Source organism: Legionella steigerwaltii (assembly GCF_001468065.1).
GTDB lineage: Bacteria > Pseudomonadota > Gammaproteobacteria > Legionellales > Legionellaceae > Legionella > Legionella steigerwaltii.
In genome coordinates, this window is sequence record NZ_LNYZ01000013.1 from 57,422 (window position 1) to 70,768 (window position 13,347).

A 13,347-nucleotide genomic window follows, 5' to 3' on the forward strand; every position below is an offset into this window, starting at 1 on the left:
TTTGCTCGCTACTGCGCGTTTCAAAATGAGTCTATTTTCTTTTTCATTGTTGCGAAAAAATAATCCTTGGCGATTTGTTTTTATTCAGAAAAATGTAAAGAAATAAATATATTTTTAAAAAAATAGCTATTTTATTGAATTCATTGTAACGTAATGATTTGTATGTTTTTCTCAAAGATGGAACACACAACAGAGCTACAGTCAGAATCATTTATTGAGATATGAGGATAGTGAGTGAGATCAGTACGTATTAATCTAATTCCGGCTGTTGGATTGGTTGCCATATTAATGTTAACTGCCTGCAAGGGTGACTATTGGGCGCTAGAAAAAGATGAACCTAAATATCCATGTAAGGTTCTGGGCGCCTGTGATGCTACTATCATGAAGCTGGCTAAAAGACTCAATAGAAAAGGGGTAAAAGTAATTACCATTGGTCAGGATTATATGATTAGTATTCCTGCCAGCTACTTATTTGAGCCAGAAACACCACGTCTAAAATGGAAATCTTATCCTTTGTTAAATGAAATTGTTGTGTTCCTGAAACAATTTCGTAAAATTGCAATTAATATAGCCAGTTACAGCAACAAATATGTATCACCACAAAGAGAGCATGCATTAACTTTAGCCCGGTCGAGAGTTGTTAGTGACTATCTTTGGTCTCAAGGGGTAGATAGTCGTTTTATCTTTACACAGGGGTTAGGTAGTGATAAACCTATTATTTCATTCACTCAAGGCGGTGATAATTCAGCAAATGCTAGGGTAGAAATAACATTTAGGCGAGCCGTGGCGTAGGGGAAATAATGAGTCGTGAAACATGGGAATTGATAAAAAGCAGTAAGAATTTCTACGTTAACTCATACAGACGCGGGTTGATTACATTGATTCTTTCCCTGATATTGAATTGCATTTTTGGAGTTTTAATCGCTTATATTCATTTAACAGAGCCTGAACGAGATTTTTATGCAACGAGTGGTATAGCACCACCCATTCAATTGCAGCCTCTTTCGGCTCCAAATTATTCATCGAACGCGTTACTTCCTCCTGATCCGCCTGCGGAGAATGAGGATAAATTGATACCGCAATAAGTAATAAATAGAGGATATTATGGCTGAAGATTCCTTGACAGTTGTAGCATTAAGAAACAAATTTTATAAAGACAGCCAACGTAAGGTAATACTTGCGTTGTTAATTGCTCTTCTTGTCAATATTGTTTTAGCTGCGCTATTGGTGTACATGATTACTCATCCACCAGCCCCTAAATATTTTGCGACCAGCATAAACGGTCGCATCACTCCGCTTTTCCCTTTAAATGAGCCAAACCAGTCGGATTCTGCTGTATTGCAATGGGCGAATCAGGCTGCTATTGCTGCATTTACTTATAATTTTGTTAACTATAGAGACGAACTACAAGCTTCATCCGGGTTTTTTACCCCTGAAGGTTGGGATCAATTTCTAAGTGCATTACAACAATCAAATAACTTAGATGCAGTAAAGGCCAAAAAACTAATTGTTTCTGCTGTGGCAACACGAGCTCCCATTATTTTGCAAAAAGGCGTGTTGAATGGAAACTTTTCATGGCGAGTACAAATGCCTATATTGGTAACCTATCAGAGCGCCAGTGAATTTACTCAACAAAATAATGTGGTTACCATGTTAATTACCCGTGTTTCTACTTTGAATTCGCCTAGAGGAATAGGTATATCGCAATTTGTTGTAGGACCTGCCACAGGTGGAGTGTCTTAATGAAAAAGCTGAGCTGGTTTTTAAAGTTTTGTTTGTTGCATGGTATAGCCTATTGGCTGCCTGCTCCTACTTATGCACAGGAGCAGTCCGGGGATAGTGCGCAGCAGGCTTTACAACAGTTACGCATATTGCAACAACGTTTAGCACAAAATCAGCCAGCAGGACAAAACCTACCACCAGGACAACAACCTGCGGGACAACCTCAAGCAGGACAAAATCCAAATCCGGCGCAAAATCCGCCCGCAGCACAACAACAAGGACCAAATATTCCGATTCCTCTTGCTAATAATATTTACAGTGCACCTGCACGACCTGAAATGCCTCCTGCAAATGTTGCGCCTAATCCCAATGCGCCGCAAATTGTAAGTCAAAGTGATGAAGAGGTTATTGAGAATAAAGCATTTAAAGATATGACAAGAACTATCTATCCAATGAGTACGGAGCAGGTTGTTCAATTAAAGCAATTATCTGAAACTATGGAATATGCTAAGGTTTCACCTGTGGGCACGCCACCGAAACCTACAGCAACTTCTCAATTTGTGAATTTGTCTCCAGGCTCTACTCCACCCGTTATCCGTTTGGCACAAGGGTTTGTGTCTTCGTTAGTTTTTCTAGATTCATCTGGAGCTCCATGGCCGATTGCTGCTTATGATTTGGGAGATCCCAATTCGTTTAATATTCAATGGGATAAAACAAGTAATACAATAATGATTCAAGCAATGAAATTATACAATTATGGTAATTTGGCTGTGCGTTTGAGAGGTTTAAATACTCCAGTAATGCTCACTCTGATCCCCGGGCAAAAAGCAGTTGATTATCGGGTTGATTTGCGCGTCCAAGGTTTTGGACCAAATGCTAAAACGATGCCACTAGAAACTGGGATTCCGCCCTCAGCTAGTGAATTACTGCTTCACGTTTTAGATGGTGTACCGCCTCCTGGAAGTAAACGACTGAGTATTATAGGAGGAGATGCGCGTGCTTGGTTGGTCAATGACAGAATGTATGTTAGAACAAATCTTACAATATTGTCGCCGGGCTGGCTGGCAAGTATGACCAGCGCAGATGGGACGCATGCTTATGAAATGCGTAAATCTCCGGTATTACTGGTTTCCTGGCATGGGAAGGTCATGCAGCTCAAGGTAGAAGGGTTATAAATGGCTGGCAAAAAAGAAAATATCAAATCACTTTTTTCAAATACTCGTACCCGAGTTATTATCATTTTTACAATAGCATTATTATTGCTTGCTGTAGTGATAGGGTATATAAAATTAAGATCAATAAGTAGTGGCCCTGCGGCGGAGGCGACTCTTGGACATACTCCCGGAAGCATCCAGTCTATTCCTGGTGTACTCAACCCAACAGCCCAATATGCCAAGTTACAAGAAGAGCAAAATGTCACCCAGGCAGCAAAAGCAGAGCAAACTGGAGGCAGTGCGATTCCAACAATTATTCGAACTCAAGCTCTGGGAGAGGGCGTTGGTGTTATTGGCTCTCAAGGTGGTCAAAGTGGCGTAGGGTTTGCTACCTTAGCGCGTGAGACTGAAGAAGGCCCTCAAAAAAGTCTTTGGTTGCAAGCATTACAAAATGGTGGTTGTTCAAAGACTGTTGTGAATCAGGTTGTTAGCCAAGGAGCACAATTAACTGATCTAAAGCAAGCATGCAGCTGCGCACAGTTGAAAGATAGTTTTTCTTTAAAGGAACTAAATCAAGTTTGCCCCTGTAAAGAATTAAAAGCTGCAGGATTTAATGCAAGACAACTTAAAGATGCTGGATATACTGCTTCCAGATTAAGAGATTGTGGTTTTAATGCGTGCGAATTACGTAATGCAGGGTTTACAGCCCAAGAACTAAAAGATGCAGGTTTTTCTGATGATGAATTAAAAGGAGCTGGATATACGCCTGAGGAGATCGCTAGGGCCAGTGGTTTACCAGACGGAATATCCGCTGCAGATGTATTAAAAGCTGGGTGCAGTGTTGAGGCATTGACCAAATTACGGAAAGCCGGAGTTACAGCTTCTGCAATTCGCAGGATAAGCGGATGTAGTGCAGAGCAATTAAAAGCGGCTGGTTTTACTGCTAAAGAATTGCGTGATGCAGGATTTAGCGCAGCCGATTTAAAACGAGCCGGTTTTACCCCAGAGGAATTAAGAGCGGCAGGGTTTACAGCTAGGGATCTATTAAATGCTGGATTTTCACCAGAAGATCTTGCCAAAGCAGGGTATTCTGCAGCTGATATAAAGGCAGCAGAGGCCGAACTTCCGCCAGGTGTTACTCCTGAAGATATAAAAAAGGCGGGCTGCGATGTTGATGCCTTAAAAAGGGAAAGAGCAGCAGGAGTTAGTGCAACTCTGATTAAACAATATGCTGGATGCAGTGCTCAGGCACTAAAAGCTGCCGGCTTTACTGATGCAGAATTAGCTAATGCAGGTTTCACTCCAGCGCAAATTAGTGCTGCAACCCCTCTTACGGATGCACAAATTAAAGCTGCTGGTTGTGACCCGTCCAATCTGAAAAAACTCTTTGCAGCAGGTGTTTCTGCCAAGCGAATTAAAGAATTAAATGGATGTAGTGCTGCTGATTTAAAAAATGCAGGGTATGGTGCTAAATCATTACTTGATGCAGGATTTACCCCTTCACAGCTTCTCGATGCCGGCTTTACTGCCCAGGACTTGCAAAATGCAGGATTGACTCCAGCAGATATTATTGCAAATGGACGTGTCGCAGATTGTAGTGTTGAGTCATTGAAGAAAGCGAGAGCCGCAGGTGTTAGTGCTCTGACAATAAAGAAAACATTAGGATGTTCTGCAAAGGCACTAAAAGATGCTGGTTATACAGCTAAAGAACTTAAAGATGCGGGTTTTACTGCAGCTGAACTTAAAGCAGCGGGTTTTAGTGCTAAAGACTTAAAAGACGCAGGATTCAGTGCTAAAGAATTAAAAGATGCTGGTTTTAGTGCTAAAGACTTAAAAGATGCTGGTTTTAGTGCTAAGGATTTAAAAGATGCCGGTTTTAGCGCCAAGGATTTAAAAGATGCAGGATTTAGCGCTAAAGATTTAAAGGCTGCCGGTTTTAGTGCTAAGGACTTAAAAGATGCGGGTTTTAGTGCCAAGGATTTAAAAGATGCGGGATTTAGTGCTAAAGAATTAAAGGACGCTGGTTTTAGTGCTAAGGATTTAAAAGATGCGGGTTTTAGTGCCAAGGATTTAAAAGATGCGGGATTTAGTGCCAAGGATTTAAAAGATGCGGGCTTTACAGCAGCAGAAATGAAAGCAGCAGGTTTTAGTGCTAAAGATTTAGCTGATGCAGGATATAGCGCTGCTGATTTAAAAAATGCTGGTTATAGTCCTACTGAATTATCACAAGTAGCGGGTTTAGGCGCTCCGAATTTACAGCAAGGCACATTTAATATTGGTGGTGTACCAACAGTAGGTCAAGGGCCGGGAGCGGTGGTAACACCAGGATCTGCTGCAAGTAACCAACAGTTGCAAGCCATTATCAATAAACAAAATCAGCTGCAAGCGGAGCAAAAATATCAACAAAAAATCCAACAAAAAAGTTCAGAGATGTTGGCAGCTGCAAACCAATTAATTAATGAGTGGAAAAGTGTGCCTGCACAGACTTATACAGCGGGTAAAGAAGAAGAAAAAGGTCCAGCAGCTGCGGCAGTAGCAGCAGCTGGCCCTGGAGGAACAGCAGTTACCGAAACCACTTCTACATCTGTTACTCAGGTCAATATGATTAAAACAGGTGATATACTGTTTGCAGTAATTGATACTGCAGTTAACAGTGATGAACCAGGCCCCATTCTCGCGAGCATTGTTTCTGGAAGACTTAAAGGAGCCAAATTAATTGGTAGCTTTAATTTACCTTCGAATGCTAACAAGATGGTGATTACATTTAATACAATGTCAATTCCAGGTGCACCAAGAACAATTCCAATCTCTGCGTATGCAATTGATCCGAATACTGCAAGAACTGCTCTTTCCAGTAAAACAAATCATCACTATTTACTGAGATACGGTTCATTATTTGCCTCCTCATTTTTAGAGGGTTTTGGTAATGCATTCCAGTCAGCCAATACAACAGTCACCATTGGTGGAACAGGTGGTGGTAATAACGTAACCGTTGCAAACGGTGTTGGACGATCTACTCTGGAAAATGCTGTAATTGGCTTGGCAACCGTTGGTAAGACTTGGGGACAGCAAGCACAAGTATTATTTAATACACCTACAACTGTTGAAGTTTATTCCGGAACTCCCGTAGGAGTTTTATTTACTCAGGATGTAAAATCTATTTAATTTGATGGCAGGTAAAAATGGCAGATAATGATCAAAATGATGAGTATAAGTTCGCTGAGTTAGATTCTCTTGAGAATGAACCTCTGGAGACCTCAGAGTTTGATGCAAAAAGTTCTACCCCTGCAGGATCAGGTGGAATGGAACCAAGAAAAAATATTAAGCGCAATGCTTTAATTGCAGTGGGCGTAATTGTTTTTGCAATGTTGATGTATAAATTTATCGGTGGGATGTTCTCTAAAACTACCCCCACTCCTCCTAAAGAGAATGTAAGTCCTGCCCCCATGGCGGAAGTCACCCCACCTCCTCAACCCCAGGTAACTCAAACTGAAATTCCTAAAGAACCGATTCAGCCACAACCCGTGGTTCAACAACAACCTCCAGTTGTACAAGAGAATCCGGCGTTACAACAAAAGGTTGCTTCCATTGAAGCGAGCCAGCAAACAGTTCAATCTGAAGTAAGTTCAATGAGTCAGCAAGTAGGTAATGTCAATAATAATGTAAACGCATTAAATGCACAGATTACAAAATTAAATCAGATGATTAGTGAATTGAATACTCAAGTAGCAAAACAATCTGAGGTAATTAATATATTAATGGAGCGTACAAAACCCAAACCTGTAAAGCGAGTTGTCCGCGTTCATACAGTAACTCCACAAATAAATTACTATATAAATGCAGTAATTCCTGGTCGGGCTTGGCTAATTGGCACAAATGGTTCTACACTTACAGTAAGAGAAGGGACAAAAATTGCAGGATATGGGACTGTTAGACTAATCGACTCTATGCAAGGGCGAGTTTTAACAAGTTCCGGGCGAGTAATTAGGTTTAGTCAAGAAGATAGTTGAGGTTTGTATGGCTGATACATGTACAGGCGGATCGGTAGCGTGCTGGATATCGGGTCAGGTAAATATATTAACTAATATCGCAAATTCGTTGATTCCTGTAGAACGCTTGATTACAGGGGGTGCATATCTGATTGGATGTGCCTTTTTGTTTAAAGCCGTCTATAGTTTAAAAGTGTATGGCGAGGCTCGTACGATGATGTCGAATAATACGAGCATTAAAGAACCAATTATGTATTTGTTAGTTGGAGCGGTATTTATTTATTTTCCATCGGCCTTTTCGGCATTGATGGTAACTACATTCGGTTATTCAAATGTTCTCTCGTACGCTCCGGTAAGTAGTAGTAACCCTACACTTGATACTTTGTTCGGTACTGGAAGCGTCGTAGGAAGGCCTTTAACAATTATTATTCAGGTTATCGGTTTAGTCGCTTTCGTAAGAGGATGGGTATTGATTGCACGTTCCGCCTCGCAAGGACAACCACCAGGTGGGACTGGTAAAGGTTTAATTCATGTGTTTGGAGGAATATTAGCAATTAACATTGTAGGTACACTCGAGATGATTAATAATACTTTATATGGGGCATCGTAACAGAACAGAAAGTATGATTTTTTTGATTTAATCAGTTTTAGTAAAATTTAAATTTGAGGAGAAAAAGGTGAAGAGCAAACTCATTAGTAAATCTAATTACACATATTGGTTAGGCAGTTTCATTTGCCTAAGTTTACTGGCCTTGGTTAGTCAAGATGCCGCAGCTTCCGGAACTTCGATATCCATAGGGAATATGGCATCAAACATTACTGGGTCATTTACAAGCTTGACAAAATTGATAACTGCAGGTTCTTATCTGGCTGGATTGGGATTTTCAATCGGTGCTATTATGAAATTTAAACAGCACAAAGATAACCCGACCCAAATTCCAATAGGTACACCAATTGCCTTAGTTTTTATTGCTGCCGCTTTATTGTTCCTACCTTCAATTTTAGGAGTAACTGGGTCAACAATGTTCGGGGGTAGTGGTGGTACAACTGCTGGTCCTACTGGAACAGTATATTAAAAAAGTGACGGCAAATACATAGCAGTTGCTTTTATAATAATGGTAAGATTCATTTTTGATCCTCTCTCCGTTAAGGAGAAGAGGATCTTTTAATGGGTATGAAAAAAGAATAATTGCCAATATAAGTTTATTGTATTTAATGTGAGCCGAGGATATGGCAGTTAATCAAGAACAAAACAAATTAAAATTAATGGCTACGCCTGGTTCATGGCGTTTGTATTCTGCCAGAAAGGTTGACGAACGATTTAAGGCGTTTGAGCAAAAAGTATTTCAAAGAGATAGATATACTTGTCGCTTTTGTGGATTTCAGGCGCGTTTATTTCAAGAAGTGGTTAATCTTGATAATAATTATGCTAACAACAAGTTAGAAAATTTGGTGACTTCTTGCTGTTTCTGTGCACAGTGTTTTTTTGTTGAATCCGTCGGTGTTGGTGGTTATGGCGGGGGTACATTAATTTATCTTCCTGAACTAACCCAACCTGAATTAAATAGCACATGTCATGTATTATTTTGTGCGATTACTAATGATACAGGATATAAATCGAGTGCGCAGAATATTTATCGAGCATTCAAATTTCGCTCACAACTTGTGGAGGAAAAGTTTGGTGAAGGAACAAGTGATCCTGCGATATTTGGTCAGTTAATGATTGATGCAGGTGTGAATGACGAAGAGAGAAGATCTAAATTATTTAAAAATATACTTCTATTGCCTTCAAGAGCTAAGTTTCGTAAACAAATTGAAAAATGGGCTGCAAGTGCACTAGAAGAAATTTCAAGTTAAACGTGAGGTAAGGGAATGGCGCATTGGTCAGAATCATTTTTTGAAGGGATAGATACCTTCTTTGCCTGGCTAAGTACTTCGCTCAAGCAAACAACTGAATCATATATTGAGTTGGAAACAGCGGATAGCCCAACTGTGTTGGTCAATCACGATGGTTCTTTAGTATCGATTTTGAAAATTGAAGGAGTATCTGCTCTTGTAGGTGCTGCAGAGTTTGAAAACTTAGTTGCAGGGTTAACCAACTCATTTCAAGGTGCAATGGGGCGTCCAGGACATGCTTTACAGGTTTATTTTAGCCATGATAAACAAAACATAAGAAAATTGATTCAAGACACTTATGAACCAGCTACGGCAACTGCAAAACGACTTGAATTGAATCTAACGGACTTGTTTGAAGAACGAGTCAACTATATGGCTCAGTATTGCGCAGAAGAGCGCGTCTATTTTGTACTGATTACCCGACCATTCAATTTACCCTCTGAGCAATTAAAAGCAGCAACCAAAACTAAATTTAAGATGATCAAAGATATGAAGGCCCCTCCTTTTAAAAACAGCCAAACTATCTATGCTGCCATCCCTGAGTTGCGTGATACGCATGATGCTTATGTTCGTTCCGTTATGAATGATCTCGATTCACTTCATATTTTTGCTAAATTAATGGAAGTACATGATGCAATACATGCAGTTCGTATGACAGCGGATCCAGATTATACTGCTGATGATTGGCGACCAAGTTTGCCTGGAGATAAGGTTACAATTAGAGAGATTAATTCTTTTGAAGGAGATCCTTCAGATTTATTATGGCCTTCATTAGCGAAGCAAGTATTTCCCCGTGACGCGGAGGTACTAGATTTACGTACAGTTAGGGTCGGAGACAAGATTTATTCATCAACCTACATTGATTTATTCCCCAAAGACATTAGACCATTTATTCAATTATTTACACGTATATTACCCGCGCATATTCCTTGGAGAATCTCCTTTCTGATTGAGAGTGAAGGACTTGCCACAATTAAACTTAAAGGCTTATTAGCCGCGATTTTAACTTTTAGTTCAGCACAAAATCGTTTGATCAGCGATTCAGTTAATTTATTAAAATACATACAGCTAAATACAGATGAATCCGTAGTCCGTTTACGAGTTGTTGCAACAACTTGGGCGCCTGAAGATAGAATGGCATTATTGAGGCAACGCAGTTCTGAGTTAGTAAAAGCAATTGAGGGCTGGGGATCAACCGACGTTTCTGAAATTTGCGGTGATCCATTCGGTGGTTTTGTTTCTGGCATGTTAGGTGCTACGCTGAATAGTACCGCAGTTCCTACTGTTGCGCCTCTAAGCGCAGTGATTTCAATATTACCAATTACCCGCCCTGCATCGCCTTGGCTAAAGGGAGCACTACTTTTTAGAACACCTGATGGCAAACCTTGGCCCTTCCAGCCGGGATCTACGGAACAAACAACCTGGATCGATCTTGTATATGCGCGCCCAGGTTCGGGTAAATCTGTTTTATCGAATGCAGTTAACCTCGCTCTATGTTTATCAGGTGGACTGTTACGTTTACCACGTATTGCAATTATTGATATTGGGCCTTCAAGTAGCGGGCTTATTTCTTTGCTGAAGGAAGCACTTCCAGCATCTAAGCGTCACCTGGTTGCTTATCATCGTTTGAGAATGACTCCTGATTACTCAATTAATCCTTTTGATACACAGTTGGGATGTCGTTATCCTACTGCATTAGAACGAGCTTTTTTAGTTAACTTTATTACTTTATTAACGACGCCTCTGGGCGCAGAAAAACCCTATGATGGTATGCCAGATCTTGCGGGTATGGTGGTCGATGAATTATATAAAAGTTTGGCTGATGAATTTAATCCGTCGCCTTATTCTCCTGGAGTAGAGGAATTCATTGACAGTATTTTGGAAGAAATTGGGTTTGTTCGTGATTCAAAATCAACTTGGTGGGAAGTAACAGACTCACTGTATTCAGCAGGTTTTGTACATGAAGCGATGTTGGCCCAACGTTATGCGATGCCTTTATTGGCTGATGCTGCATCAATTTGTCGTACCCCATCGATTGAAGATCTCTATGAAAGAATTACAGCACCGACTGGTGAATCATTAATTAACGCATTTTCGCGAATGATCTCTGCCGCAGTTCGTGAATATCCTATTTTGTCACGTGTGACGAGTTTTGATATTGGTGATGCGCGAGTTGTGTCACTTGACCTTGATGAGGTAGCAAAAAGCGGGGGGGATGCCGCAGACAGACAAACTGCAGTAATGTATATGCTGGCACGTTATGTATTGGCAAGACACTATTATTTAACTGAAGAGAGCCTCAATAATATTCCGGAGCAATATAAGGAATATCATAAAGAACGAGTGCAAGAAATTAGAGAAGATCACAAACGTATTGTGTACGACGAGTTTCACCGAACTTCAAAATCCGCTGCAGTACGTGAGCAAGTTATTATTGATATGCGCGAAGGGCGTAAATGGAAAGTACAAATTGCCTTATTATCACAGGCAGTTGATGACTTTGATCCGGTAATGATTGATTTTGCTACAGCGATTTACATCATGGATGCAGGACCTTCGCAGGCAGTCGAAAAAACTACTTCGATATTTGGACTATCTGATACCGCAAAAGCAGCTTTACGTACTCGAGTACATGGTCCAAGACAAGGAGGAGGAACTTTTCTAGCGCAATATGCTACTAAAAGTGGGGTTAACGTACAGTTGCTTACACTGACTCTAGGTCCAGTTGAGCTATGGGCTTTTAGTACCACAGCTGAGGATGCTACAGTGAGAAACCATTTGTATCGCCATCTTGGTCCAGGAGAAGCACGACGTGTGTTGGCTGCATTATTTCCTAATGGTTCAGTTGCCAAAGAATTAGAAACTCGATTGAATAATATGAAAGAAAAAGTAGGTTTAATTGAAGATGAACTAAAAGAAAGCATTGTAGAACAATTAATTAACGAAATTCTTGATGCCTATTCAAAAAATCCTGATGTTAAGAGTCTGCCCGCTAAATTGACGTGAGTTCGGCTATTTCTTTATGTCGAATTCACCTTAATATTCCCTTAAGAGTATATCAATATAATCGGCCTTGTTCTTATCATGAATGAATTTAAGTGTATCAAATTCATTCTGAAAAGATAGGGTCTGATGACAATGCTACTGTCTAAGTCAAATGAGAAGATTATATGCTCCGATACTCACATACTTCGTGTCGCTACGTTTTGGGGCTCTAAAATCTCCTCATGTTGTCTTAACCTTTTGAATTGTCCACAGGCCATCTAATAGATGGAATATTAATTAATAAGAATGAGGTCTATATGAAAAATGCAATTGTCATTTTGTTTTCATTATTGATAAGCATCAATACAAGTTTCGCCTTTTCAAATACGGAAATTCCAGATGAGATGTATATCAAAGAACACTGGATCAGTTTAACAACAAGCTATGACATAGAAACAAAAACACGAAAATTAGGTACTCTATATAGAAAATTTTTCAGTCTTTTGTTGACCTATGAATTTTTTGATCCTTTTGACAATAAATTAGCCTATGCACGCTCAAAATTCTTTTCTTTGACCGCTCATTTTGATGTTTATGATAATTTTGAAAATTTTATAGGGGCCGCCGATGAGAAACTATTTGCCTTTTTCCCAACCTTCGACATCTATGGAGAAGATGGGTACACAAAATTGGCTAAGGCAAGTATGAATTTTTGGGGAACAACCTTCACAATTTATGACCCAGTAACGGATAAAGAAATGGCAACTTTATATCGACCATTTTTTAGACTGAAAAATGACTGGACTTTTAATATTACAAATAAGGCTTTATTCAAGCAGAAAGGAATTGATTCTCGCGTGCTGATGACGGTAATTGCTTTTCAGGGAGACAGAGAGTATTGGGAAAGTAATAACCAAAATAACTTTAAAGCAATTGCGAAAAAATCCGTAAAATCTAATGAAGTGACCTCAAAACAGGTGGACGAACTTTTAGAAAAAATTGCAGTAGTGAGCAAACAAGAGGGCTTAGAAAATACCAAAAATCCTGATCCAAAAATGATGGATGCGGTTGCTAATGAGTTGGAAAGTAATTATCAAAAAATGCATGCTCATGATGAAGCGACACAAACTAATCAAGAAAAGCTTACTGCATTTGTTGAATATTGTTTGAATTGGGTTCAAGAAAATAATCTTGCTTCTGAGAAGAAAAAAGCGATTCTTTTCTTGCTTAAGACTCGTTTGGAAGGCTCGATAAATTTAATTTAAAGCTTAGATTAACTTAGTGCCGCGACGTTCTCGTGGCACCCCGAATGTAGTACCAGACTGGATCCTGCGCATACGCCGCAGGAGGTAGGGGATAGGTAAAATCGATCTCAAACTAGATAAGACAGTTTTCGCTTGATCGCTATGACCAAGGACTGATCTTAGTTAATAAAATATAATGAAAAGATAGATTACCCTGATTCTTTATTAAACATGGTTCTATGCTAGTCCTGGGTTCAAAGAAATCCCGGCTTAAGTCATAGCTTAATTGTATTTGTATTGATCAATTTGATGGAAATACATTATAATCTGCATTAATTAAATCACTTGTAGCCTATG

General features: G+C 39.7%; 11 protein-coding genes. All 11 read left to right on the plus strand.

Features of this window, described 5'->3' with window-relative positions; translation table 11 throughout:
* The first annotated feature begins 234 nt into the window (after window positions 1-234).
* Entirely contained in the window at window positions 235-792 is a 558-nt protein-coding gene (gene icmN, locus Lstg_RS08100; RefSeq protein ID WP_058477165.1) for a type IVB secretion system protein IcmN/DotK, read from the plus strand.
* Window positions 793-800: 8 nt separating this feature from the next.
* Window positions 801-1,085, plus strand: a complete 285-nt coding sequence (gene icmM / locus Lstg_RS08105) for a type IVB secretion system protein IcmM/DotJ (RefSeq protein WP_058477166.1) — start codon at window positions 801-803, stop codon at window positions 1,083-1,085.
* 19 nt (window positions 1,086-1,104) lie between these two features.
* Window positions 1,105-1,743 (plus strand): type IVB secretion system apparatus protein IcmL/DotI, encoded by a 639-nt coding sequence (locus Lstg_RS08110; RefSeq protein ID WP_058477167.1) that lies wholly within the window; start codon window positions 1,105-1,107, stop codon window positions 1,741-1,743.
* Window positions 1,743-2,897 carry a DotH/IcmK family type IV secretion protein gene (locus tag Lstg_RS08115; RefSeq protein ID WP_058477168.1) on the plus strand — a complete coding sequence of 385 codons (1,155 nt, stop codon included), beginning with the start codon at window positions 1,743-1,745 and terminating at the stop codon, window positions 2,895-2,897. The genes Lstg_RS08110 and Lstg_RS08115 overlap by 1 nt, the downstream gene beginning before the upstream one ends.
* Window positions 2,898-6,041, plus strand: coding sequence for a type IVB secretion system protein DotG/IcmE (gene dotG, locus Lstg_RS08120; protein ID WP_058477169.1), 3,144 nt, complete (start codon window positions 2,898-2,900; stop codon window positions 6,039-6,041).
* Between the two features lie 17 nt (window positions 6,042-6,058).
* Window positions 6,059-6,886, plus strand: coding sequence for a type IVB secretion system protein IcmG/DotF (gene icmG, locus Lstg_RS08125; RefSeq protein WP_058477170.1), 828 nt, complete (start codon window positions 6,059-6,061; stop codon window positions 6,884-6,886).
* A 7-nt stretch (window positions 6,887-6,893) separates the two neighbouring features.
* Window positions 6,894-7,475 carry a hypothetical protein gene (locus tag Lstg_RS08130; protein ID WP_058477171.1) on the plus strand — a complete coding sequence of 194 codons (582 nt, stop codon included), beginning with the start codon at window positions 6,894-6,896 and terminating at the stop codon, window positions 7,473-7,475.
* A gap of 67 nt (window positions 7,476-7,542) precedes the next feature.
* Window positions 7,543-7,941 carry a hypothetical protein gene (locus Lstg_RS08135; RefSeq protein ID WP_058477172.1) on the plus strand — a complete coding sequence of 133 codons (399 nt, stop codon included), beginning with the start codon at window positions 7,543-7,545 and terminating at the stop codon, window positions 7,939-7,941.
* A gap of 154 nt (window positions 7,942-8,095) precedes the next feature.
* On the plus strand, window positions 8,096-8,722 hold the full coding sequence (icmJ, locus tag Lstg_RS08140) for a type IVB secretion system protein IcmJDotN (RefSeq protein ID WP_058477173.1): 627 nt from the start codon (window positions 8,096-8,098) through the stop codon (window positions 8,720-8,722).
* A 15-nt stretch (window positions 8,723-8,737) separates the two neighbouring features.
* Window positions 8,738-11,767: a type IV secretion protein IcmB gene (locus Lstg_RS08145; RefSeq protein WP_058477174.1), complete on the plus strand. Its 3,030-nt coding sequence runs from the start codon at window positions 8,738-8,740 to the stop codon at window positions 11,765-11,767.
* A 296-nt stretch (window positions 11,768-12,063) separates the two neighbouring features.
* Window positions 12,064-13,011, plus strand: a complete 948-nt coding sequence (locus tag Lstg_RS08150) for an LURP-one-related/scramblase family protein (protein WP_058477175.1) — start codon at window positions 12,064-12,066, stop codon at window positions 13,009-13,011.
* Window positions 13,012-13,347 lie beyond the last annotated feature (336 nt).